The sequence below is a fragment of the Cytobacillus sp. BC1816 genome (assembly GCF_051353635.1).
GTDB lineage: Bacteria > Bacillota > Bacilli > Bacillales > Cytobacillaceae > Cytobacillus > Cytobacillus oceanisediminis_C.
On sequence record NZ_CP195611.1, the window covers coordinates 3,407,367 to 3,431,958 of the forward strand.

Below are 24,592 nucleotides of genomic sequence, written 5' to 3' on the forward strand. Positions count from 1 at the left end.
CTTGATTTCATCCCAGAAGGGCTTTCTTATAAATTTTCAAGAAACACTCTGATTACATCTGCTCCCCCAATAAAGGTTCCCAGCGAGCTGCCCAGATTGGAAAGGACAACAATCAATAAAATCCGGCTCACTTTGTTTCTCCAGAATCCTTTAACACTAAATACATCTTCAGATAAGGTTTCAAAATCCCTTACATTCGGACGCCGTATATAGGCCTGAGTCAGTCCGGCAAACCAGCCTGCTGCAAGAAGGGGGTTCAATGATGTAATTGGCGCTGCAACAAAGGCAGTTAAAATGGTCAGAGGATGTCCCATTGCAATGGCAGCCCCCAGTGCTGACAAGGAGCCATTCCAAATAATCCAGCTGATAGTCTGTGCAAGACCCGCAGAAGGATTTGCGAAAAATGTATAGGCAATAATGGCCAAAATGAACACCGGAATACTCCAGCCAATTATCTTTGGAACATTGGATTTTGTAGGGCGCTCAGTCAATTTGGCCATGTCCTGTTCTTTTTTGATTTCCTCTTTGATCCCCGGTACATGGGCTGCCCCCAGCACCGCTACTATTTTTTCTCCTGGTGCATCTTTAATTTTTTGTGCAAGGTATTGATCCCGCTCGTCAATGAGCGGTTTCTTTAATCGCGGAAAACTATCTGTAAATTCATTTAGAATCGCATTTATCGTATCCTGATTCTTCATCTTCTCAAGTTCTTCTTCAGTTATGGTATCCTTGCTGAAAATACTTGCTATTACTTGACTAAGAAGCAGGGATTTCCCTTTTAATCCGAGGTTGCCCCAAATCCTTGCAAAGGTAATCTGGATATTCCGGTCAGCCAGAACAAGCTTTGCCCCGGCAGCTTTGGCTGATTCAATTCCCTGAATCATTTCCTGGCCGGCTTTAATGCCGAATTGGTCAGCCATGCGGTTTTGAAAGGATGAAATCGCCAGATTCATTAAAAGCAGTGAAGCCTTCTTCTCCTTAATTACCTGGATGATATCCATTTCCTTCCACTTGCTGCCTTCTGTAATCGATTGATATCTCTGTTCATCCAATTCCACACAAACAGAGTCAGGCTGTTCAGCCTCTATGACTTCCTTCACTTGTTCTGCACTGTGCTTTGAAACATGTGCTGTTCCTATCAATATGTATTCCTTGCCGTCTAAATGAATCCTCGTTATGTTTTCCTCTGACATAAATACCTTCCTTAGATACAAATTCTATTATGTATGCTTTTAGCTCAATGTATTGTTCATTATACCATGAACTGTTTTAAGTATGCCCAGGATAATGAACTCAGAGGTGAATTTAGCCCTAAATAACAAAATAATCTATTAACCCCTAAACAGAACAAGTGTTTTGATATAATATAAGAATGCATGAAAAAAATGCAAATATATTATAAAGGTGGAAATTATATTGAATGGTACCGCCCATGCAGCGATTGGAGCAGCAGCAGGATATGTGGTTGCGAACACTGTTCATGCCAGCCCATCCACAACGCTATTATTAGTAGGACTCGGCAGCGTTTCTGGATTAATCCCGGACCTCGACATTGATGGAAAACTTCGTGACCGGCTTACACTTTCACATGAAGTCGTTCGGACAGTTGCCCAAATCATAGGGATTTTAATGATCATCTATAGCTTCTATGAAGGCTCGCCGAAAGAGAAATGGCTGGGAATCGCTATAGGGATCAGCATGACCGCCATTTCTGCGAAAATCAGGCAAAAGCATATGCTGACCATTACGGGAATTGGCGTCCTGGCGGGAGGAATCTCTTTGCAGGAACTGTGGCTGATATTATTTGGGATTTATATATTGATAGCTTCCTTCGTTTCCCACCGCAGTTATACTCATTCTATCCTGGGTGTTATTTTTTTTGGATTCATCTCTGCCAAATTTGAAGGATCACTTGGCATAGAGGGTGTATTCTATACATGCCTTGCCGGTTATATAAGTCATTTGATAGCCGATTTAAAATTGCTTCCATTTAATAAAAGGGGCATAAAGCTCTTTCTCCCGATCTCGTCGAAAGAGATCTAAGACAGACAACCGCTCAGAATTTGAGCGGTTAGTTTTTGACTGGAATGTATACTTCTACATCCTCATCCTCATTTTCAGCCGGATAATAAACTTCCAAAATATAATGATCAGCGGAACCCTGCGTATTGCCCTGCTCTTTAATCCAATTGTTAAGACGTGCATACAGGCCGCCCATGTCAGCTCCCTTTCCTCTGATTGATGCATAAGTATGCTGCACCTCTATATATTCCATCCCATCTGGCAGTGTTTCAGGTTTCTTATGAACTAAATAACCGACAAAAAATATTCCCTCTAAGTGGTCTTCCCCCCTCTTAGGTTCATAAATGGACACTTCCAGTCCGCTGCTATGCTGTACAAGATGGCCCTGCTTCAAGAAGCTCTGAGCTGCTTCAGGCACCAAATGGGCATAATCCTTAAAAAGACCCTTGTTCCTTATGACTACTGCTTTAAACTCCTGCGAAACGACTTTACACATTAGAAATCCCTCCAAACTTTGAATACTAAGAATTTCTCTAACTATTGGAAAATTCCTCCTTTAATCTGATAGATTAAAAAGGCTTTTTTCTCATAGGTTGCTGTTATTGCCCATGAATTCAGCCCGTTGATTTCAGCACGGGGCACTTGCTTTCCGCGGGGGTGGGTGCGGTGAGCCTCCTCGTCGCTTTGTACCTGCTGGGTCTCACCTGTCCCGCTGCTACCGCAGGACATTGAATTAACTTCCTCGACTTTAACACCGCACGAAGGAAATGCGTCAGCATTTTCGAGGATCAAGTGCCCTCCGCTCCAATCAACTCAGCAATTCAAACTAAGTAATTAAAAAGCGCCAATATACGAAAACAGCCATTAAAAAGACGCGTCTCAAGAGTCGCGTCTTCCTTACTAAACTTTAAATGTTAAACCTCTGTCTGCCATTGCCTTGCGAAGTTTTGCCATGGCATTTGGCCCCATTCCATGGAGATCCAGCAATTCTGCTTCAGTGGCACCGGCTAACTGTTCAATTGTAAAGTAGCCTGCCCCTTCGAGTGCACGCAATGCTGGCTTTGCCAGCTTTTCAGGGAATCTTCTCCCCTTTAGATTATTTTCTGGCATGGGGTCCCTCCTTTTAGATCATTAATATTTCGCGTATATCTTCTTCCGTCAGGCTTCCGGCTGCACTTTCATTCGAATCGATGATTTCTTCAATTAAGTTTTTCTTTTTATCCTGAAGTTCATTCATCTTCTCTTCGATGGTGCCTCTCGACAATAATTTTATTACCTGGACAGTATTTTTCTGTCCTATGCGGTGCGCCCGGTCGGCTGCCTGTTCTTCAACGGCGGGATTCCACCACAAATCATATAAGATGACTGTATCTGCACCAGTCAAATTTAGACCCGTACCGCCTGCCTTCAATGAAATCAGGAAAAAATCGCGCTCTCCCTCATTAAATCGGCGGCAGATTTCCACCCTTTCCGCCGAAGGTGTCTGTCCATCCAGGTAGAAAAACGGCAGACCCAGAAGTGCAAGTTCTCTGCCAATAAGGTCAAGCATTTTAGTGAACTGCGAAAAAATAAGCACTCTTCTTCCAGACAATCTCGATTCTTCGATAATCCTCTTAAGCTGTTCAAACTTCGCTGAACTCCCTTTATATCCATCCACAAATAAAGCAGGGTGGCAGCAAATCTGGCGGAGCCGTGTTAAACCAGCAAGGATTCTTATGCGGTTTTTTCTGAGTGTATCTTTATTTAAATGCTTTAAGGTATCCTCTCTCAGTTTTGCCAGATAAGCCGCATAGAGCTTCTTCTGATCGGGAAGCAACTCAGCAGAATCAATAAGCTCCATCTTTTCAGGCAACTCTGAAAGAACATCTTCTTTCAGCCTCCTGAGCATGAAGGGACGAACCCTTCTGGCAATCGTCTTCCTTGTTAAATTTCCGTAATCCTTTAAGCCGCCAAACAATTCAGGGAAGACGACATGAAAAATAGACCACAGTTCTTCCGCAGAATTTTCAACGGGTGTACCTGTTAAAGCAAAGCGATATTTGGCTTTAATTTTCTTTACTGCTCTCGCTGTTTGAGTTACCGGATTTTTAAATGCCTGCGCTTCGTCGAAAAACACCGTATAAAAATCCTGCATTTCATACCATTTAATATCTTTAAGCACCAAGGGGTAGGAAGTAATCACCACATCAATGCCAGATAAATCCGTTTGGAGCTCAGCCCGTTCATTTTGAGTTCCATCGATGACAATTGCCTGGATATCCGGTGTAAACTTCGTCAGTTCGCTTAACCAGTTATACGTCAAGGATGAAGGGCACACTATGAGTGCAGGACCGGTATATTCCCGAATTTCCTTAAGGTTAGACTGAATAAAAGCAATGCTTTGCAGTGTCTTCCCCAGTCCCATATCATCAGCCAAAATGCCGCCAAATCCATAATGCGCCATTATCTTTAGCCATTTAAAGCCGCTTTTCTGGTATTCCCTCAAAATAGGATTCAGAATTTCCGGCACAGGAGTCTGGAGGCATGATGGATTCTCAAGCTCTTCTAAAAACTCCCTAAAGGATTCCTCATGATGGAACATCTCCTGATCTCCAGCTGTGTCCAGCATTCTAAGACCGGATACAACCGGCATGTTCAAACCGCTCTCCAGATCTTCTGCCTGTTCAGGCACAGCTTTCAGAAAACGCTGGATTTCCTCAAATTCTTTTGTTTCCAAAGAAAGGAGCGCGCCATTTTTCAGGCGATAAAATTTCCGTTTCTCCTCAAGTGCATATAATACATCCCGTATCTCCTGATCAGCTATGCCGGTCAATTCAAACTTGAATTCCAGCCAATTCGTCCGCTCTTTTTTCATTTTTATCCGTATCTGCGGCTTGGCATTTTCCCTGAAAATACGGTTTCTGACAGACGTAGTGGCATATATTTGGACCATCTTTTGCAGTTTAGGGACAACATGATAAAGGAATTCATATTCCAGCTCTTCATTTTGCAGAAAATAGCCGCCATCCGTCTTTGCAAAGGAGCTTTCCTCCATAAGCTGAAGGATCTCATCCTCTAATTCCACATCTCTAATAATCCGTGTGCCGCCCTTCGGCTCTCTTCTTTCCAGCGGATTGATCACGATATTTTCATAATGAAATTCAATTCCTGCCAGAAGCCGGTTCCGCAGACGATCTAAGTATAGCTTGGCAATCAAAGGTGTTTTCATAAATTTTTGTGACATGTCTTCTGAAATATGGACATCCCCCAGCTTTCTCAGTCCAGGGACCACTTTTTCCAGAAACAGTTCCATTTGTTCAGCAGCAATCGGAATCTGGCTTCTCCCCGCTGACTCCAGCATTTGTGTTAAATCATATAAACGCTGGCAATCTTTTTTATTGAGCGTGACTAATTTGCCGCCTGATAGAACAGCATAATATGAATCCAGGATCAGCATCCGATCCAGGCCAAAAACATTTAAATAACATTTCTCTTCCTTTTCGCTAAGTTCAAACCTTAAAGGCAGCCGTTCCTTTGAAAAAGCCATCCTTTCAAATGTTTTCCCCATTATCTCAAGCCTTACTTTCTCAGCAAGCGTCAAAACAGGCTTCAGCCTTTCCCAAGATGACGGAGGGATTAAGAGCATATGCTTGGTCGCAGTATAATCGAAATCATCCATTAAAGCATTTATATAAATGGATTCATCGTGTATTAGCTGTATCAGCTGCTGAAGAACTGCATCAGCTTCTGGCGGGAAACAATGCAAAGCGGGGTCGTAGGTAAAAGTTAATGATAATAGGCTTGGTTCTCCCTCTTTAACGGCGTGAAGAAATTGACGGATATCAAGGACAGCGATTGGGCCGATGGTACATTTTATGGCTAACAAATAATGCCCCTTCCCCAAATGAACAGGCACACATGTGAATTCTGGACGGAGCACCTGCCTGTTTTCAAAATGAAGCTGGTGTCCGCTTGACCTTCTTGGCTGCTCACTGAAAAGTGTCATGAGACCATCCGTTAAGGCGTGTTCGGCAGAAACCACAAGGGTGCCTGCTGAATCCTTTATCCTGGGCGATCTGTGCTGCTGCATATCATAAATTGCCAGCAGAACAGCCGTTGCATGCTGGCATTCTTTATCAAACGAAGCTAGCTTTGGACAGCTGCACAATGTCTTAAAACTGTTTCCGGATGTTTTCTCGACCGAAACGAAAAATTCCTCACCAGCAGATACTGCTGCTTCACAAATCTCATCATTGTATTTCTTTATCGTTACCTTCTTATTACGGAAAAAAGCGTCCCCTCTTTTGAAGGAGACAGTGCCGCACATTTCTTTTATCAATTTGTGAGTCAATTTAATATCCACAAACTTTCTCCTTCCGGGAATATGTATACTTAAATTGTATCACAGTCATCTGCCATAAATCATTTCATCTAACACAAAAAGGGAGAGCACATCTCCCTTTTAGATCATCATTTACAGTTATTTAAGTTCCCCTTCAAACCTCGTAATCAGCTTATAGAATTTGACCATCAATAAAAGCAGCATGGGATCAAGTAAAGCTGCATGCCACAATCTCCACCAGCCATAATTAAAATATCCCCATGGCTCAGGCAATAAAGCGATGACTTCATACAGCAAAATGGCAACTACCCAAATAACAATATAAGAAAATCGTTTAATGAGATCCCCTCTGAAAGGATACCAATTCAGATACATCATGTTAACTGGGGGTACCAGAACAATATGTGCCAGCAGTCCTGCCCAGTTTGGCTCCTTGTCAAAGTACCAGTATCCCCCAAATTTAAACTCAATCATGACATCAAATATTAGCTGAGCTGAAATTGTGAATGTCCATATATGTAAAATTTGATTTTTTGTCAGACGTTTTTTTGTTGTAAATGCAATGAAATTAAAAAGAATGGCAGCTATTATCAGTCCATACATGAGCAGAATCCTTTTTATTTGTTAATGTCTCTTAGATGGCTTTTATTATTCATGATTTGGTAACATTATTCATATACCAATACATATTAGAAGGAGATCTTATGGATTGTTCATTACTTTCAAAGTATCTTCCAGCCATTGAAAAGCTGCCAAAAGTCGGAACGCTGACAAAGGATCAATTAATGACTGAAGAGTTCTTAATAAGTCAGGATGGGGATTTGGACATATATTATGCCCCGCACAACGAATATATCAATAATGACGCGAAAATTGTAATCGTCGGGATTACTCCTGGATGGGCCCAAATGAGGATTGCCTTTGAATCATTCTTGAAAGGACTGGCTGCTGAAAATGAGCTTAATGCAATCCTGAAGGAGACCAAAAAGGCAGCCAGTTTTTCAGGAGGGATGAGGAGAAATTTAATAAGCATGCTAGACCAATGCGGTTTACAAGAAGCATTACACCTAGATGGCACTGATACACTTTTCGGGCGAAATAGACCGCTCCTTCACACCACTTCTGTTTTAAAATATCCGGTTTTCTTCCGTGGCAATAATTATACCGGACACCAGCCTGATCTATTAATAACAGCGATGCTTGCCGAGTACGCAACAGAAGTATTCCCAGAAGAGCTGGCTCAAATAAATAGCCATGCACTCATAATTCCGCTGGGAATAACCGCCGAAAGGATCATCCGTCATCTATACACAGCTAAACAACTTACAGGACATACCATATTATCTGGCTTTCCTCACCCTTCTGGCGCAAATGGACACCGCGCTAAGCAGTTTAAACAGAACAAATATGCTATGACAGATTTAATTAGAAGCTGGGGAGAACAGCTATAATCAAAGAGTATATTTCCTACGCTAAACCATAAAAAAACTGCTTTAACCTATTTTAGAGGTTAAGCAGTCCCTTCCTTAAGGCTGTTTCTCAAGTGCCAATTTAATGCCAAATCCCATTAAAACCACACCAGAAATTCCTTGAATCGCATTATTAACAGAAGGTTTCTTCAGCCAGGCCCTGAAAAAGTCAATCAAATATACATAGAAAAAGAACCAAATAATTGTTATAAGACTGTATATTAAGCCCATCGCAAGAAATTGCGCAAAGTGATTCCCTTCCGCACTTAAAAATTGAGGGAAAAATGTTAAAAAGAACACAGCTACTTTTGGATTGGACACACACGTGAAAAACCCTTGAAGAAAATGCGATTTGTTCTTTTTATACTTACTCTCCATGTCAGCTGATTCTTGTTTACCCGATAGAGACTTTAACGAAACGATGCCCAAATAAATAAGATATATCGCACCAGCATACTTAATAAAAGAAAATATATAAGCAGACTTTACAATTAATGCCGATAAGCCAAATACAACAGCCATTGTATGGACCATCAGCCCAGCGACAGATCCGAACATCGATTTAATGCCGCTTTTTTTCCCGCTTGAAATCGTGTTTTGAATTAAAATCCCAGTATCAGGTCCCGGTAAAATAACAAGCAGAAACGACATAAACAGAAATAACAGTAAATTCTCCATATCCCACCTACCTTATAAGATTTTTAAGAATATTATATCAGCTTTCATGAAATTTCCAATAAAAAAAGAGCAGTTTCCATAAAGGAAAATCTGCTCTAAACATCTTATGCTCTTACTTGTTCTACTCTTTCTTCCACTTCTGCCTCGGAAAGACCGTGTTCAGCTACATAACGGTTCTGAGGATGCTTTCGGCATTCATCAGAACAGCTGCGCATATATTTATGCTCACTTTCTTCAGAGCATAGGATCTTTTTATTGCATGCAGGATTTGCACAGTTGACATAGCGTTCACAAGGCTCACCTGTGAAGTAGTCCTTGCCTACGATTATATGCTCCTTTTGGTTAACCGGAACGCCAATGCGATCGTCGAACACATAAAGCTGGCCGTCCCAGAGTTCTCCCTGTACTTCAGGATCTTTTCCATAAGTGACAATTCCTCCGTGAAGCTGGGCTACATCTTCAAATCCTTCTTTTACAAGCCATCCGGAGAACTTTTCACAGCGGATGCCGCCTGTACAATACGTAATGATCTTTTTATCACCAAGCAATTCTTTATTTTCACGCACCCATTCCGGCAGATCGCGGAAATTTTTGATATCCGGTCTGATCGCACCTCTAAAGTGGCCAAGATCATATTCATAATCATTTCGTGCATCTAAAACAATTGTGTCTTCATCCTGAAGTCTTTCGAAGAACTCTTTTGGCTCCAGGTATTTGCCTGTAACCTCGTTGGGGTTCACATCGTCTTCAAGGCGAAGTGTTACAAGCTCGGGACGTGCACGAACCTTCATCTTAGGAAAGGCATGTCCATCTGCTTCATCTATTTTGAAAACCATCTCCGCAAACCGCGGATCCTGCTTCATTGCTTCCATATACCGGTCTGTCTGTTCCACTGGTCCGGAAACAGTCCCGTTTATGCCTTCATTCGCAACAAGAATGCGTCCCTTAAGGCCCAGCTCATTGCAAAAAGCTTTATGCTCCTTTGCGAACTCCTCAGGGTCCTCAATCGGAACATACATGTAGTAAAGTAAAACTCTGTATGGTTTTTGACTCATTTGTATTTCCACCTATCACTTAATATTTGCAAGATATATCTGTTAATAGGTTAAAACAATATATACTTACCTAGATAAGTATAACAGATGCTGTCAAGTTTCAAAATTTTAGAGGTGCGAAATAGTAAGGAAGCTTAATTCAATTCCCATGTGAACCACTTTCCATGCCCCTCTGTTTGGCCGGCCAATTTCTTATATTCTTTGGAATCCAGATAATAATCAAGATGCAGATTCCGATCCTGGATATTATTATAAATATGAAAGATATCCCTGCTATGTCCGCTTGCTTTTATTTTATTAAGCAGATTCTCTTTTACTTCTATAGGCATCTGATTTGCCACATGTGTGTGGAAAACACAGATTAAATGTTCATCAGGTATGCCTTTAATCAGCCTGGGCAAAAGCTCAACACCATCTCCTTCTATCAGGCTGATTGGATTTTCTTTCACACATTGGGCAGCTTTTTCGAATAAAGTTCTTCTCTCCTGATGTTCAGGCCAGATAAGTGATTTCAGCCATAGAAAATCTTCCTCATTATTCAGGTCATTTATATGCAGATCAACTCCAGTTCTTGAAGCTACCGGCGGCATTTCTGGCGGTATAATCGGGACATTCCCTCCTTTAATTTCAGAGGATAATTGAACAATCGAGGCTGGATTTCCAAAAGTTTCTTCTGTACCATATGTGTAGCAGTATTTATCCCAAAGAAGCTGCAGGCCCGCGCTTGTTCCTATTTCAATCAAGGCCAGGGGCTTTTCGGTTTGCTGAAAGATCCAGGCAAACACAGGGTATAAGTAAGCACAGCGCCTAACTTCATTCGTCTGGACTAATTTTGCTTTTACTATTTCTTTAATTTCCTGTGAATTTAGCCTGCAGAAATCTTTAAAGCTTTGGAATGATTCCAGAGGGTTTCTTGGATTCTCCACTAAACTTGGATAATATTCCTTAAGTTCATGCTCTTTCCCGCTTAAAAGCAGATAATGAATGGCTCCAAGAAATAAATTCGGCACAGGCTGGCCGTCCTTCGCTTCAGATGCCAAAACCAGCAATTCTTCATCCTCTGCAATCTTATAAGACAAGAACTCATAAAGCCCACTGGATCCGTGACATTCATATTGTCCAAATGTTTTGAATCTGGATGCTAGATTAGGTTTTACCATTCTCCTTCCCCTCCGTTAATAGATGTAAGTATCTGCATTCCAATGCTTTGAACCTGTTTTTCTCTTCCCGATCCACCCAGCTTCTTGAAGTTCCCTCGCAATTAAATGATTAAAAAAACCGTGACCTACGAGAACAGCAAAGTTATGTTCTTTTGCAATAGCGGTTAATGTTGATGATGCATGCTTTGCCCGTAATTTTGCATCCCTGTATGATTCACATCCCTGTGAATAGCCGCATAACCATAGTAGCCTTAATACCACAGCCCAGGTATTAGGCCTTAATCTCATACCCGGAAATTTACCGGCAGGTATGGGCAATTCAGTTTCCCTGAATAATGGATCTGTCTGTATCTTTGCAGAAGGATTTATGCTTTTGGCCGACTCGATTGACCTTTTTAAATCACTTGTAAGTATAAAAGAGGCTGAAATCCCTTTTTCTATTGCGTCAGAAGAACAAGTCTCACCCTCAACAATCCCTAAGTGGTTATACATTTCAACCCATTTTTTAAATTCATGCCTACTCATGCGGTGATTATCCATTTGCGATGACCTGCCATGTCTAATAAGTGTTATTTCCATTTAAAAACCCCAAAATTTATATATTTTCTTCCTTTATGGATAATTTAATTAACATGGAGGTGAATACCATGCGGGAACAAGAATACCCAAACGTAAAGCTAGGCGGCAAAAAGGTACACGAAAAGGGAAATGGCGGAGACCAGGTCCGTGGACATGAACATGAAAACAGAAACGGCACATTTAATACAAACTCTAAATCAGATAGATAAAGGAATGGCGGGACACCCTCATAGTGGATGGAGGGTGTCTTTGCAGTTACGGCAGTTTTATGAATTTGATGCCCAATCCTTTTTTCTGAGGATGTAATGGAAATATCGCTCTCCGTCGATTTCCATTTCTCCAGCATGCTGAAATCCGCACTTTTGCAGAACGTGAATGGAACTGGAATTGCTTGTTAATGCAACGGCATTCAGAGTTTCAAGAGCTGTTTTTTCAAAAAGAAATCCCAGTAGCCCTCTTGCAGCAAGCGTGGAATATCCTTTATTTCGGTAGTATTTTGAGATGGCATAGCCAATTTCCCTGTTCGGTTCAGGCAATTCATCTTTTATTCCTGTATTGCAAAAACCAATAAACTTTCCAGTTTCCTTTAGTATGATTCCTAAATTCAAAAATCCAGCATCCTTCAGGTCAGGCATCGAGGACCTAAACTTTTTATTCGCAGGAATTTCATAATTCTCCATCCAGTTAATACGCTGTTCAAGTGTAGTCTGCGCACCAGGAATGAACTCATAAACCTCGGGCTGTAAAGTAATTTCATAAAGCTCTGGCACATCTTCCATCCTGTATTCCCTAAGGATGATCTCACCGCAATCGATCATTATTTCTTTATTCATTTTTTCATCTCCATCGGGTAAACATCCAGTGTGTGTTCTTCGATCAAATCTATGTTTCTTTTATGTTTAACATATTCCAGGATGTGAGCTTTCATATTAGGATACAGCACTATATTGACCAGCTCCGAAAGCGGCACCCACCTAACACCTGTCTGGTTTGGATCCGGGGCAGAAGGCATCTTAGGCAATGTGCCTTCCTTCAACTGGCATTCAAACATTAAGCCCAGTGAATGTATCTGCCCGTACCTACATTCATTTAAGTGAGGGGCATATTCATAAACGAATGCCAATGGGCCGACCATCACATCCACAGAGGCCTCTTCTTTCGCTTCCCTTTTCACTGCATCAATAACAGATTCCTTAGGTTCAACCCCTCCTGCAGGCAAATTGTAATGAAGGCCTCTTTCATCCTGAAACTCAATAAGCAGAATCGAATTATTTTCTATAATAACTGCCCCTGCTCTGACTCTAATATGATAGGTCATTCGGTCTCATCCGCCTTTTCTTCTATAGCTTTCTGCATTTAATAATAAAAGCAGCGGGTATAGCTCTTGTTTTTTCATAGGAATACCATCGGTTGGCATGCCGCTGAACATCTTCCTCTGTAAGGCTGACATCTTCAATTACCCTTTCTATCGCAAACCCGTTTTCTATTAATAGATTGATATATGTACTTAGTTTATATTGCTGCATAATGGCAGGCTGGTTCCAGGCTATATGCTGATAGGAGCCTTCCTCATGATAGGATTTATCCATAATTAATGCTCCATTTTCGGCCTTGATCCGGTTATACATCGGATGTTCCCAGCTGAATATAAACATCCCCCCTGTTTTAAGGTAGTGATGAACGTTTTTAAGCGTCTTATCTAAATTCGTGGTCCAGCCGATCGCATAAATGGAAAAAACGACATCGAAATAATCAGCAGGGATTCCCGGATTTTGTTCCATCGGGGATTCAAACAGCTTTACTCGTGAAGATGAATTTATCAGCAGTTCCTTTGCGGATTCGATTTGCCTGGAAGACAAGTCCAATCCCCATAATTCACCTGCTCCGCGCTGGTCCAGATATTTTAGGGAATGCCCGCTTCCGCATCCAATCTCCAGCATCTTTAAGCTGTGCACATCTCCGAACAATTGAAGATCATCTTCAGTTGGCGCCAGCGGTCCGTATTCAGGCAAAGGGTTGCGCCCATAAAATCTTTTAGCCGCTTCATCCCAGCTTTTCTTATTTAATTCCAATGTTTCATTAAACATAAATATCTCCTTTATACCGAAAAATAGTAAACTTCTTCCTCTCCCCAAATCTCCCCGGCCGGGGAAAATCCGAAGTTTTTATATAGATTCCTTGCGTGAAGATTATCTTTATGAACAGTTAAACGGATTTCCTCGCACTGCGGAAATTTAGTTTTTATCCAGCAGATCATCTCGGCTAATGCTGCCCTGCCATATCCTCTTCCCTGATAATTCTGGTCAATAAAAAAACCGTTAATCCAATACATGTTAGCCGTATCCGGTTCATAGGCATGCATGATAAACCCGACCATTTTTTCATTTTCATATATTGAAAATGGGATATACTCTACATCATCTCCATCTGGTTTAATATATACCTTGGCAAGTGAAACAGCCGCTGAAGGAACGAAATCACGCTGCGATTCTTTTACCTTCATCTTTATGGCTTCTTCCCAGTTGTCTCTTGTAACGGGTTTTAACCCAATGTTCATTTCTTCTGCACCTTCTTATAATTTCCTGTTTTTATCACCTGACTTAATAATGATGCTTACATAAGCAGCTTCTCCACTCTCAACGTGGTTTTTGATTTGTGACACATCAATCTCTTTCTTAATACGAACGACCTTTGCTTCGTTAGGGAGCAGTTTAACGTTATTGTGTTCTCCACTGTTCATTAGTGAAAGCATCTGGAAATCCTCTTCAGTTAAATATCTGTCATAAAAGCCGATAGTAAAAGACACTTCATCATTGCTGTAATTCTCAAATGACAGCTCACAAATTCCCTGCAATGTTTCTTCACTAATCATTTCAAATTTACACAAACTTTCATCTTTAACATAGGAAACAGCATAAATTCCATCTGCCAGCGTTTTTTGGTAGGATTCAGCCAGAAAAGGAGGTAGAAGGGAAACAATAACGATAACGGCAAAGAAAGATCGCAAATGATATCTTTCAAGTGAACGATGAAGAAAGATCATGCCCAGCACAAGTAAAAAGAGAATGAAAACCCCTGCATAATGAAATCCATCTGCTGATTTTATAGGAATGTTTAATATCATTAAGGCTGCTTCACCTAGCGGATATTGATGCGGAAAAGGAAAGTTTAAAGCTATGGAAATAACGATTAAGGCAACCGATGCCACAAAGAGCTTTTTATTTTTAATCAAGGCAGATTCCCCTTTACTCCTTTTTTGCGGATCCAAACGATACCCCAAAAGCAACTCCCATAGCAAGACCCAATGCCCAATTTTCAAACAGCATTCCAAAAACTAATCCCAGCGACAGACCGTATGCCAGTCCGCTTCCTGAAAGGCCCCAATTTTTTTTGTTCATAACGTTTAACCGCCTTTAAATGTTTTACCTTATATACGAACAAAAAGACCTTTAGTTTCATATTTTTGGAAAAACCAGACGGTCAGCTTATCACCTCTAGGTTGCCAGCTGTCTTCTTATCACCCGGATTTGTCCGCGATGGCTAATTTCATCCTCCATGACGTGATACCAGAACCAATAATTATTAAAGGTCACTCCGTTGCTCCACTTTCCTTCTTCATATAACCAGCAATCTTTTTTGGATGATAATTGTTTTAACGTTTTTCCTCTTATTGCAGACAGTTTCTTCAAATAATATTCAAGAGGATGATCATTAATTTCCCTCCTTGCCTTCTCGCCCAGTTCATACGCGGCGGCCCATCTTAAATGCTCTTCATCGTTAAGATCTCTATTTTCAAAAGTAATGACTTGGTGAACATATTCAATAAAGCCTATATGCTTCAAAAGTGAGCCAATTGAATTGCTGCCTGGATCAGGACGAAAATCCAATTCAGCCTGTGTTAAGCCTGATATATCTTCCAGCGTTACTTCTCGGGCATGTTCAAGCATTGACACAAGTTCTCCTATTTTTTTCATCGTAGCCCTTCACACGCTTAATACGGCAATCGACCATACTTGCATTCTCCAATCCTGTAATGTTCAGGAAAAAGACTGCCGGGATGGCAGTCTTTTAATATTATACAATCGTATCCATCAGCTCTAAATCTAAATCCTCAATACTCTCCCAGCTATGATGGATTTCTATGTGCCATTTATTTTTCAGCCTCTTGTATCCCTTTTCTTCAATCCAGCTGTGCAATTCCCTATAGGAATTTCCAATCTCATAATTAGGTCCTTTGTGCCGGATAGAAGCATATTTTTGCGGTGGAACTTCTAATGAGAACATACCATCAGGAACACTAATAAATTCCTTCACTTCAATGCAAATCCAATATCCGTCTTCTTCAGGAGAGTTTCCCTCCACTTTGAAGGCACCAACAAGCCGTTCAGGATTTACAGCTCCCTTAATTTCTGTAAGGCGTCCAGATAATAAATTTATAGCCTTCGGAATTTCGGCCGGATACTGATCCGGCGGGCATAAGACGCGGATCCCTATCAGTTTTAATTCTCCGAGTTCTGTCTCAGCCGCTCGGAAAGTCAAATCAGACATCTTTTCTCTCCTTATTAAGCAACAGGCAATGCAAGTTCTCTAAACTTATCAGCTGCTTTTTGGATATCTGCTTCAAAGCCCAATTCGTTCATTGTTTCACCGATCAGCACAATGGCTTTTTCAAGCATATTTTCAGTCGTATTTCCCATATGGCCGATTCGGAACGCTTTTCCTGCCAGATGGGCCAGTGCTCCGGCAACAATGACACCTTTTTTCGCAAGAGATGCACGGAATTCAGCATCATCCATTCCTTCAGGGTAAAGGATACAGCTGAGAGTCGCTGCGGCGGCCTTTTCCTCGGCAATTGCCTTCATTCCATATTCAGCAAGTGCAGCCCTGACAGCTTTACCATATGCTTCATGGCGCTTGCAGCGATTGTCCATTCCTTCAGCTAAGACCAGTTTCATGCCCTCATCATAGGCATAGATCAAATTAACAGGCGGTGTAGCAAAGTATTTTTGGGGGTCATGCATAATTGGAATCCAATTATAGATATCGCAATAGTAGGCAGGAACCTGTTCCATTTGTTCCCTGGCAGCCAGTGCTGTCCCATTGAATGCCACAACAGCGAGTCCTGGCGGGACACCAATCGCCTTCTGTGAGCCTGTCAAAACAACATCAATTTTTCCTTCGCCATACGACTTGCTCATATCCTCCTCCATTGCCGCTGTCGCACAGACCCCATCCAAAATAACAAGAGCCCCTTGCTTCTTAATGATAGGCACTAATGTATCCAAATCTGCCGCAACACCAGTAGAAGTATCAGCATGGGTAATTGTCACAGCTTTATAGGAATGGGACGCAAGCTTTTCCTCAACAGCTGCGGGATCCACCTGCTTTCCCCATTCGGACTGAATGATATCTGCCTGGATTCCGAACGCCTTTGCTAAGTGCTGAAAACGATCACCAAAGAAGCCCTGACTTATAATCAAAAGCCTCTCTCCAGCTGCAACCGTGTTGACCAGAGCCATTTCCATTGCTATCGTCCCGGAGCCAGAGATTACAAACACTTCCCCATCTGTCTTCAGCATCTCCCTTGTCTTCTCAATCGCACTTTTATAAATAGCGGCAAACCTGGGATCCGTATGCCCCCGCGTCTCTTGTGCCATTGCATCATAAATCGAATCCACAACAGGCGTCGGCCCTGGAATCAAAAGCATTTCCTCGTTTGGCATGAATATTCCTCCTTGATAGGTTTATAGATATCTAAATGTTTCGACAGTTATTATCAAATACCTCTTTTAATTACTTTTGGATTGGTGTTTCCTTCGGAAAAATTAGTGTATATCTTCTATTTTTTTGAGCGCCGGTATGCGGGAGATTGAGGGATTGGAGGAGTCGGGCTGCGGTATAGGAAGAAGGAATATGCAGAAAGTTTCTCAGCTCCCTGTTCGTGATGGCAGTCCCCAGCAGAAGACTGCAGTCATGCAATGCTTTCATATGTGCTTCTTTGCTGGTTATCTGGCATATAGGACATCTCCAGGTGCGACTCACTCTTTGTAGAGGCAGATAGCTGCAGGCAGGGCAGAATACACCCGTAAGAATTTCAGATTGGCTGATCTGGAATCTTGATAGTATTGAGCTTTCCTGCTCTCTATTTTGCTTTTTTAATAAGCGAATGGACTTTTTAAGGAGTTTATTACTGATTTCTCCATTAATGGACTTTTCTATTTGCTCAATTTTTATAGGGAGCGTATTTCGGTGTATAACTTTACGGCTGAGGTCAATATAAGGAGGAATGACTTTAATTCCTGTATGCGGATTACTTATGACTACAAACGAATAGACCGGTAAATTTTCAATACTGACATTGGCATTAATCCAACTTCTAAGTTGCGATGCCTGTCTATTCACCTGAATTAAAGGGCAGGGGAAAACTTGCTCTTTTCCATTCTTTATACGAATTAATTGATTATATACTGTATCAAAATGAAGGATACCTGTTATATTTTTCACTTCAAGTATTAGAGCAAACTTTTTTGTAAGTATAAGAGTATCGATTTGGAAAAAGCGATCGTTATCTGGCAGGCGGAGATCATGAAGGATAAAATATTCCTTACTATCTAGAAAATCAAGAGGAAAATCCAATGAAGCTTCCCCTTTATAGCCTGCAAATCTTTTATTCAGTTCTTCGCTAATGATAGGGATTTTGGGGTGATGAGCTGGAAGCCTTCGGAGGAGAGCTTCTGTTTTAAGAATAAAAAAGGGATTTTTCGTTCTTTGAGGATCATTTTTTCACTCCATTCTTGCTTGATACTAAAAAATTCTGCAATACTCCTTCAAATCCTCTAATAAAAACTCCGAAGAGAATGTTTAAGTGCGGATAGCCAAAATTTATGTGCGGATAGACTTTTTTGTGTGCTTATAGGCAGAAAATATGTGTGGATAGAAATATTTACGTGCGTTCGGCTCCCGAACACAAAGAAAAAAAGACAGGGCTCCCGCCCCATCTTTCTTCAGCTCAATCATGAAAATTAGTCCCGTCCGTTGTCGCTTCAATAATCCCCGCCCGGACCACGAAATCGCCAAAATGCTCGCCGTCCTGACGTTCACGGGCGTAGCGCGGCAGAATGGCGCGCAGCTCGTTCAGGATTTCTTCTTCGCCAATGTTTTCGCGGTACATTTTGCTGAGGCGGCTTCCGTCAAATGCTGCCCCGAGATACATATTGTACTTGCCGACTGCCTTGCCGATAAAGCCAATCTCGCCGAGTGCGTGGCGGGCGCAGCCGTTTGGGCAGCCGGTCATGCGGATAGTGATTTCTTCGTTCCGCAAGCCTGCTTCGTCAACGATCTCCTCAATTTTATCGACCAATACAGGAAGATAGCGTTCTGCCTCGGCCATCGCCAGACCGCACGTCGGAAGGGCCACACAGGCCATTGACCCGCGGCGCAATGCACTATAGCGGCTTCCATCTGTTAAGCCATACTCATTAATCAGCGCCTCGATCTTTGCTTTATCTTTGGTTGATACACTTCCGATAATGAGGTTCTGATTGGCAGTCAGCCTAAAATCTCCTTTATGAACTTTGGCAATTTCACGCAATGCTGTTTTCAATTTATATCCCTCGAAGTCTGCCACACGGCCGCCTTCTATGAACATCGTAAAATGCCATTTTCCGCGGACACCCTTTACCCATCCGTATCGGTCTCCGTTGGTATCAAATTTGAATCCGCGAGCTTCATCAAGTTTCCAGCCCAGACGGTTCTCCAGCTCTACCATAACTGTTTCCAGACCAAGGCGGTCAACCGTATATTTAAAACGGGCATTTTTTCGGACTGAGCGGTTGCCGTAATCGCGCTGAATCGTTATTACCTTCTCAGCCACTTCGTAAATTTTATTAGGTGTCACAAAGCCGATCACTTTCGAAAGCTGCGGATAGGTCGCCTTATCTCCATGGGAGAAGCCCATTCCGCCGCCGATTGCCACGTTAAAGCCTGCCAGCTTTCCGTTTTCCACGATGGCAATGAAGCCGAGATCCTGGGAAAAGACATCAATGTCATTGGAAGGCGGTACAGCAATCCCGATTTTAAATTTACGGGGCAAATAAAGCGGGCCATACATCGGCTCAACCTCTTCATCCACTTCAGGAGAGCCCGCTACTTTTTCTTCATCCAGCCAAATTTCATGATAAGCACGTGTGCGAGGCAGGAGGTCGTTACTGAGCATCTTTGCCAGCTCATACACTTCCGAATGAATTTCCGATTGATCGGGATTAGAGATGCACATTACATTACGGTTCACATCGCCGCATGCCGCTATCGTATCAAGCATCGTCGAATGGATTGCCTGAATTGTCTTTTTCATATTCCATTTTAGAATTCCATGCATCTGGAAGGTCTGGCGTGTTGTCAGTTTTAAAGTTCCGTTCCCATATTTCTCAGCTAAATCATCCACGACAAGCCATTGTTCAGGGGTTGCAACCCCTCCAGGAAGGCGCAGCCGGAGCATAAACTGGTAGGCAGGCTCAAGCTTCTGTTTCTGGCGTTCATTCCGCAGATCCCGGTCATCCTGCAGATAGCTCCCATGGTGCTTCATTAATCTATTATCATCATCGGGAATTCCGGCACTGATCCTGTCCTGCATAACTTCCTCCAGCGTTCCGCGCAAATAGTTGCTTCGATCCTTAATTCCCTCAACATCACTCGGAGGGCCATCCGGTGCTTTTAAGTTTGGGTTTACCATGCTGTAAAACTCCTTTCCTTCCAAATCAATATACGTCGCGCTGGTAGCGTTTATTTTTCTGCATGTCGGCAAGATATTCTAAAGCCTGGTCGCGGCTTATACCGCCTTCTTTTTCAATAATATCTATTAGTGTGTTATGAACATCATGTGCCATGTTTTTCTCATCGCCGCAGATATAGACGGCTGCTCCTTCCTGAAGCCACTGGAATAATTCCTTGCTATTTTCCTGCATTCTATGCTGAACATATACCTTTTCATCACCATCACGGGAAAAAGCGACATCCAGCTTCGACAAGACTCCATCCTTGAGCCACTTTTGCCATTCAGTCTGATAAAGAAAATCAGTCACAAAATGCTGGTCGCCAAAGAATATCCATGATTTCCCATCTGCACCGCTTTCTTCACGATCCTGCATAAATGATCGAAACGGTGCAATTCCGGTTCCTGGACCTACCATAATGATTGGTGTGTCCGGATTCTCCGGAAGTTTAAAGTTTTCGTTGTGCTGAATAAATACTGGCAGTGTATCGCCAGGCTGGAGACGCTCCGCACATAAAATGGAGCAGACACCTTTGCGTTCACGGCCATGAGCATCATAGCGGACAGCACCGATTGTTAAATGAACTTCATCAGGATTCGCCTCGAAGCTGCTGGAAATGGAATAAAGACGCGCAGGCATCTTACGCAGTATAGAGACAAACTCCTGTGCCGAACTGTTCCATGGTTTAAAGTCACGGACTAAATCAATTAAGTCTCGCCCATTCATATAGGATTTCAGTTGATTGCTGTCTGACACAAGCAGGTGCAGATCTTCATTTCCAGAAAGCTTTGCAGCCTTTTCAACAAGCGGTTTGGTCAGGACAGTAATCTCAAAATGAGCCGTAAGCGCTTCTTTTAACGTTACTGTTTCCTCCTTCACTCTGACTGCTTCCTCAGGATCCCAGCTCATCTCAGCTAAAAGCAAGTCAACCAATTCGGGATCGTTTTCAGGGTATACCCCAAGGCTGTCACCAGGCTGATAAGTCAGACCGGAACCTTCCAGAGAAATCTCGAGATGGCGGGTTTCTTTATTGGAGCCGCGTCCATTGAGATTCAGATTTTCCAGAACTTCTGCCCTGAAAGGATTGGACCGGGAATAGACTGACTCGGCAGGTGCTGAAGCTGAAACAGAAGCTGCTGCTGCAGGAGAAGGACTGCTGCTTTCCCCTTCGCTCAATCCGGCTAAAACTGCTTCCGCCCACTCTGCTGCAGGCTCCTCGAAATCAAGATCACAGTCCACTCTCGGCGTTATTCTGGTTCCGCCAAGTTCCTCCAGACGTTTATCAAAATCTTTTCCCGTTTGGCAGAAGAATTCATATGAGCTGTCGCCAAGTGCCAAAACTGAGTATCGGAAGTCTTCCATTTTGGGCGCCCTTTTTCCGTGAACAAATTCATGGAATGTCAAAGCGTTGTCAGGCGGATCTCCCTCACCATGGGTACTTACGACAATTAACAGGTTTTTGACCTTTTTAAGATTATTGGGCTTAAAGTCACTCATTGCTGAAACCGTTACTTGAAAACCTTTATCCTCAAGCGTTTTTCCAGTTTTTTTTGCCAGGTTCTGTGCGTTCCCGGTTTGTGATCCAAATAAGATTGTCACTTCTTTTGGAATGGCCGGAGCCGCCGCAGGTGCGGGACGTTCTTCCACTGCCGGGGCAGCCTGCAGTGATGAAGACTGTATCGCGGCAAGATACCCGCTCAGCCAGAGGGATTGTGTCTCTGTCAGAGTCGGAAGAAGACGATTAAGGAGCTCTGCCTGCTCCTGATTAAACGGACTGTTCATTACCTGAAGTTGCAACATGATCCACCTCGCAAACCAGCGCAAAAGGCTGGTTTTATAGTATTTCTTTAAATTTCCTCTTTTCCTATAAAAAAAGTCGGTTTTATACGCAAAAAATATATATCTATTACTTTACCGAATGATATTCCATTAGTAAAATAAATATTAATTATCGCAGCTATTAATATTACTAATTATAGAAAGGGTGATATTTTGTACTATGATGCATTAAAAACATTCGTCACATTGGCTGAAGTTAAAAATTTTACGAAGACGGCCGAGCTCCTCCTTATGTCACAGCCCAGTGTCAGCCTGCATATTAAAAACCTGGAAAAGGAATTTCAGACCAAGCTATTTCAACGCTCTCCAAAATACTTGAAAATTACGCCCAGCGGTGAAATATTATATGACCGGGCCAAGCAGATGATTACCATTTACGAGCAAACCAGACAGGAAATTTTAGAGCAGCAAAACACCATTAAAGGAGACCTCAAAATTGCGGCCAGTTTCACTATAGGGGAATACATCCTGCCTCCCCTGCTGCTTGATTTGCAGAATCAGTATCCTGAGCTAAACCTCCAGGTGACGATTGCCAACACGGAGGAAGTTGTTCAGTCAACACGGTCCCATCATGTGGATATTGGGTTAATAGAGGGCCAGACAAATGAAAGAGAGCTTATCGTAACTCCCTTTTTAGAGGATGAATTATATATTGTGACTTCCAACCAGCATCCATTGGTACAAAAAGAGGAAACCACCATTGCTGACCTTCAGGATCAGGCATGGATCATGAGGGAAAACGGGTCAGGGACACGCGAGTATTTTAACCATGTTGTCAGATCAAATGGTCTTAAGGTGAAATCACTTTTAACGATCAGCAGCAACCAGGGGATAAAAGAAACACTCATCAACGGGCTGGGAATAAGCATCCTGTCTGGAAGCGTCGTTGAAAGGGACGTTAAACAAAATAACCTGTCAATAATCAAAGTGAAAAATCAGGAATTCAAACGCACTCTTTCCTATGTTCTTTCCCCCATCATGCAGGAAAAAAAGAATGTCAGCATTTTTATCGAAGCACTCAGCGAAAAATGGAAGCACCCGAAGGGTAAATAGCATTTTTGAACAAGCTTTTTTTCACACTAGTCCCACTTTATTCATATACTATAGTAGCGAAGTGTATAAAATCTGCCCATTTTATTCAAAATAAGGAAAAATGGCTGAGGTGAAAAAGATGGGATTATTGAATGCCTTTAATGAATGGCGGGAAAGCAGATATCAGAATCATGTCAATCGCATGAAGGAAGAAAACAAGTGTCCTGACTGTTACGGCAGGGGTTTTTCACTCTATCCGGGGAATGAATTCGCTTACCATGCAAACCAATTTGACTGCCAGGGCTGCAATGGAACCGGACTGTATTCAGAATGGAATAGTTTATCATAATATAATGGCCATGATCCTCATGCTTCTTTTGGATCATGGCCATATTTTGGATTTTAAGCTAATGCCTTGTTTGACTCGAAATCTTTTTTAATCTGTTTTAAAAGCTCCTGGTTGGTTAACACTTCATACCCCGTAAGTGCCATTGCCTTCGCTCCGAGTATCATGGCTTCTTTAGCCTGCTCAGTCATAGCAGCTTCCCGGAATTCATGTGTGTGGCAAGCATATGCCTCATTGCAGATTTTAATATAAGGATGAATGGAAGGTGCCGCCTGGCTGACATTCCCCATATCAAGAGAACCTGACCCATCCTTCTGTTCCAGAATTTCCGCCTCGTTCACACCAAGAGAAAGCAGTTCTTTATTGAATGCTTCTGATAAAGGGCTGTTTGTAACCATATCATCGTAAGAGAACTCATAAAATGACCACTTCATTTCGGCACCAGTCTGCAAAGCTGCCCCTTCCGCACATTTCTTGACCTTTTCAACAAGTTCATTCACATACTCACGTTTGGCTGCACGAACATAAAATTGGGCAACCGCATAGTCCGGAACCACGTTTGCGGCTTTGCCCCCTTCAGTGATAATGCCATGGATTCTGGCATCAGGTTTGATATGCTGGCGCAGAGCGTTTATGCTATTGAACGTTTGCAGGACAGCATCCAAAGCATTTATTCCCAAATGGGGGCTGGCAGCTGCATGGGCTGATTTTCCAAAAAATTCAAACTGTATGGCATCCATTGCCAATGATGACCCGCTTTTCACAAAATTGTCAAGGGGGTGAACCATGATTGCTGCATCCAAAACATCAAAAATACCAGCTTCGGCCATGGTCACCTTACCGCCCTTCGTCTCCTCTGCAGGCGTGCCAAAGACAATAACCTTCCCCCCAGTTTCATGAATCACTTTACTTAGTCCTATTCCTGCAGCAATCCCCATCGTGCCGATTAGATTATGACCGCATGCATGCCCTACTTCAGGCAATGCATCGTATTCAGACATGTATCCAATCACAGGACCTTCTTTCCCGCTGTCATAAGCTGCCGTAAATGCAGTCGGTAAACCGCAGGTGCCGATTTCTACAGAAAAACCATGCTTTTCAAGCTCCTCTGTCAATATTTTGCATGCCTTATACTCTTCGTGCCCCAGTTCGGGATTCTCGCCGATATAGGTGCTTATTCTATTAAAGTCATCCTGAAGTTCATCAATTTGTTTAATAATCAGATTCTTTCCCATGAATTATCTGCTCTCCTAACCCGCGATTATATATTTATTCAGTATTAATTATAATTATACAACACTTCTTTGATTTCAGCACGAA

27 protein-coding genes and 1 pseudogene are annotated in these 24,592 nt (G+C 42.3%); 5 read left to right on the forward strand and 23 right to left on the reverse strand.

Annotation, left to right across the window (positions count from 1 at the left end; translation table 11 throughout):
• Positions 1-26 precede the first annotated feature (26 nt).
• On the reverse strand, positions 27-1,193 hold the full coding sequence (locus ACR42H_RS17275; protein WP_436372152.1) for a TraB/GumN family protein: 1,167 nt from the start codon (positions 1,191-1,193) through the stop codon (positions 27-29).
• 223 nt (positions 1,194-1,416) lie between these two features.
• Between ACR42H_RS17275 and ACR42H_RS17280 the strand changes: the two genes are divergently transcribed.
• Positions 1,417-2,043 carry a metal-dependent hydrolase gene (locus ACR42H_RS17280; RefSeq protein ID WP_436372154.1) on the forward strand — a complete coding sequence of 209 codons (627 nt, stop codon included), beginning with the start codon at positions 1,417-1,419 and terminating at the stop codon, positions 2,041-2,043.
• A 28-nt stretch (positions 2,044-2,071) separates the two neighbouring features.
• Here ACR42H_RS17280 and ACR42H_RS17285 read toward each other — a convergent pair whose 3' ends face one another.
• From ACR42H_RS17285 to ACR42H_RS17305, 5 genes are all read right to left on the reverse strand, one after another.
• A complete protein-coding gene (locus ACR42H_RS17285) occupies positions 2,072-2,518 on the reverse strand; it encodes a GyrI-like domain-containing protein (protein ID WP_436372156.1) in 447 nt (148 codons plus the stop codon).
• A gap of 41 nt (positions 2,519-2,559) precedes the next feature.
• Positions 2,560-2,814, reverse strand: coding sequence for a hypothetical protein (locus ACR42H_RS17290; RefSeq protein ID WP_436372158.1), 255 nt, complete (start codon positions 2,812-2,814; stop codon positions 2,560-2,562).
• A gap of 108 nt (positions 2,815-2,922) precedes the next feature.
• A complete protein-coding gene (locus tag ACR42H_RS17295; protein WP_436372160.1) occupies positions 2,923-3,132 on the reverse strand; it encodes a DNA-binding protein in 210 nt (69 codons plus the stop codon).
• Between the two features lie 13 nt (positions 3,133-3,145).
• Entirely contained in the window at positions 3,146-6,364 is a 3,219-nt protein-coding gene (locus ACR42H_RS17300; RefSeq protein ID WP_436372162.1) for an SNF2 helicase associated domain-containing protein, read from the reverse strand.
• Between the two features lie 117 nt (positions 6,365-6,481).
• The gene (locus tag ACR42H_RS17305; RefSeq protein ID WP_113881419.1) at positions 6,482-6,946 is read right to left on the reverse strand and encodes a hypothetical protein; all 465 of its coding nucleotides are present in this window, start codon (positions 6,944-6,946) and stop codon (positions 6,482-6,484) included.
• 101 nt (positions 6,947-7,047) lie between these two features.
• Between ACR42H_RS17305 and ACR42H_RS17310 the strand changes: the two genes are divergently transcribed.
• Positions 7,048-7,794, forward strand: coding sequence for a uracil-DNA glycosylase family protein (locus ACR42H_RS17310; RefSeq protein WP_436372164.1), 747 nt, complete (start codon positions 7,048-7,050; stop codon positions 7,792-7,794).
• A 75-nt stretch (positions 7,795-7,869) separates the two neighbouring features.
• On the opposite strand, the gene ACR42H_RS17315 is transcribed toward ACR42H_RS17310, so the two are convergent.
• From ACR42H_RS17315 to ACR42H_RS17330, 4 genes are all read right to left on the reverse strand, one after another.
• Positions 7,870-8,490, reverse strand: a complete 621-nt coding sequence (locus ACR42H_RS17315; RefSeq protein ID WP_436372166.1) for a LysE family translocator — start codon at positions 8,488-8,490, stop codon at positions 7,870-7,872.
• 104 nt (positions 8,491-8,594) lie between these two features.
• Complete coding sequence (gene trhO, locus ACR42H_RS17320) at positions 8,595-9,545, reverse strand: oxygen-dependent tRNA uridine(34) hydroxylase TrhO (protein ID WP_436372168.1); 951 nt, start codon at positions 9,543-9,545, stop codon at positions 8,595-8,597.
• Between the two features lie 134 nt (positions 9,546-9,679).
• Complete coding sequence (locus ACR42H_RS17325) at positions 9,680-10,705, reverse strand: DUF2332 domain-containing protein (RefSeq protein ID WP_436372170.1); 1,026 nt, start codon at positions 10,703-10,705, stop codon at positions 9,680-9,682.
• A gap of 15 nt (positions 10,706-10,720) precedes the next feature.
• The gene (locus ACR42H_RS17330) at positions 10,721-11,284 is read right to left on the reverse strand and encodes a histidine phosphatase family protein (protein WP_436372172.1); all 564 of its coding nucleotides are present in this window, start codon (positions 11,282-11,284) and stop codon (positions 10,721-10,723) included.
• 68 nt (positions 11,285-11,352) lie between these two features.
• Here ACR42H_RS17330 and ACR42H_RS17335 point away from each other — a divergent pair, with 68 nt between their 5' ends.
• Entirely contained in the window at positions 11,353-11,493 is a 141-nt protein-coding gene (locus ACR42H_RS17335) for a hypothetical protein (RefSeq protein WP_436372174.1), read from the forward strand.
• A 57-nt stretch (positions 11,494-11,550) separates the two neighbouring features.
• On the opposite strand, the gene ACR42H_RS17340 is transcribed toward ACR42H_RS17335, so the two are convergent.
• The 12 genes and pseudogenes from ACR42H_RS17340 to ACR42H_RS17395 all read right to left on the reverse strand — a co-directional run bounded on the left by ACR42H_RS17340 (position 11,551) and on the right by ACR42H_RS17395 (position 21,852).
• Positions 11,551-12,117 carry a GNAT family N-acetyltransferase gene (locus ACR42H_RS17340; RefSeq protein ID WP_436372176.1) on the reverse strand — a complete coding sequence of 189 codons (567 nt, stop codon included), beginning with the start codon at positions 12,115-12,117 and terminating at the stop codon, positions 11,551-11,553.
• Entirely contained in the window at positions 12,114-12,602 is a 489-nt protein-coding gene (locus ACR42H_RS17345) for an NUDIX domain-containing protein (protein WP_436372178.1), read from the reverse strand. The genes ACR42H_RS17340 and ACR42H_RS17345 overlap by 4 nt, the downstream gene beginning before the upstream one ends.
• A 22-nt stretch (positions 12,603-12,624) precedes the next feature.
• The gene (locus ACR42H_RS17350; RefSeq protein ID WP_436372180.1) at positions 12,625-13,371 is read right to left on the reverse strand and encodes a class I SAM-dependent methyltransferase; all 747 of its coding nucleotides are present in this window, start codon (positions 13,369-13,371) and stop codon (positions 12,625-12,627) included.
• 11 nt (positions 13,372-13,382) lie between these two features.
• On the reverse strand, positions 13,383-13,841 hold the full coding sequence (locus ACR42H_RS17355; protein WP_436372182.1) for a GNAT family N-acetyltransferase: 459 nt from the start codon (positions 13,839-13,841) through the stop codon (positions 13,383-13,385).
• Positions 13,842-13,856: 15 nt separating this feature from the next.
• Positions 13,857-14,516 (reverse strand): hypothetical protein, encoded by a 660-nt coding sequence (locus tag ACR42H_RS17360; RefSeq protein WP_436372184.1) that lies wholly within the window; start codon positions 14,514-14,516, stop codon positions 13,857-13,859.
• A gap of 13 nt (positions 14,517-14,529) precedes the next feature.
• Positions 14,530-14,682, reverse strand: coding sequence for a hypothetical protein (locus ACR42H_RS17365; protein WP_166672452.1), 153 nt, complete (start codon positions 14,680-14,682; stop codon positions 14,530-14,532).
• 96 nt (positions 14,683-14,778) lie between these two features.
• Positions 14,779-15,295, reverse strand: a pseudogene (locus tag ACR42H_RS17370) (DinB family protein).
• A gap of 63 nt (positions 15,296-15,358) precedes the next feature.
• The gene (locus ACR42H_RS17375) at positions 15,359-15,832 is read right to left on the reverse strand and encodes a GyrI-like domain-containing protein (RefSeq protein WP_436372186.1); all 474 of its coding nucleotides are present in this window, start codon (positions 15,830-15,832) and stop codon (positions 15,359-15,361) included.
• 14 nt (positions 15,833-15,846) lie between these two features.
• Positions 15,847-17,007, reverse strand: coding sequence for a pyridoxal-phosphate-dependent aminotransferase family protein (locus ACR42H_RS17380; protein WP_436372188.1), 1,161 nt, complete (start codon positions 17,005-17,007; stop codon positions 15,847-15,849).
• Between the two features lie 70 nt (positions 17,008-17,077).
• Positions 17,078-17,920, reverse strand: a complete 843-nt coding sequence (locus ACR42H_RS17385) for an NERD domain-containing protein (protein ID WP_436372190.1) — start codon at positions 17,918-17,920, stop codon at positions 17,078-17,080.
• 373 nt (positions 17,921-18,293) lie between these two features.
• Positions 18,294-20,015, reverse strand: a complete 1,722-nt coding sequence (gene cysI / locus ACR42H_RS17390) for an assimilatory sulfite reductase (NADPH) hemoprotein subunit (protein ID WP_436372192.1) — start codon at positions 20,013-20,015, stop codon at positions 18,294-18,296.
• A 25-nt stretch (positions 20,016-20,040) separates the two neighbouring features.
• Positions 20,041-21,852: an assimilatory sulfite reductase (NADPH) flavoprotein subunit gene (locus tag ACR42H_RS17395; protein WP_436376989.1), complete on the reverse strand. Its 1,812-nt coding sequence runs from the start codon at positions 21,850-21,852 to the stop codon at positions 20,041-20,043.
• Positions 21,853-22,047: 195 nt separating this feature from the next.
• On the opposite strand from ACR42H_RS17395, the gene ACR42H_RS17400 reads away from it, so the two are divergent.
• Entirely contained in the window at positions 22,048-22,947 is a 900-nt protein-coding gene (locus ACR42H_RS17400) for a LysR family transcriptional regulator (protein WP_113881404.1), read from the forward strand.
• A gap of 118 nt (positions 22,948-23,065) precedes the next feature.
• The gene (locus tag ACR42H_RS17405; protein ID WP_113881403.1) at positions 23,066-23,275 is read left to right on the forward strand and encodes a methionine aminopeptidase; all 210 of its coding nucleotides are present in this window, start codon (positions 23,066-23,068) and stop codon (positions 23,273-23,275) included.
• Between the two features lie 53 nt (positions 23,276-23,328).
• Here ACR42H_RS17405 and ACR42H_RS17410 read toward each other — a convergent pair whose 3' ends face one another.
• Positions 23,329-24,507: a M20 family metallopeptidase gene (locus ACR42H_RS17410; protein WP_436372195.1), complete on the reverse strand. Its 1,179-nt coding sequence runs from the start codon at positions 24,505-24,507 to the stop codon at positions 23,329-23,331.
• Positions 24,508-24,592: the final 85 nt, after the last annotated feature.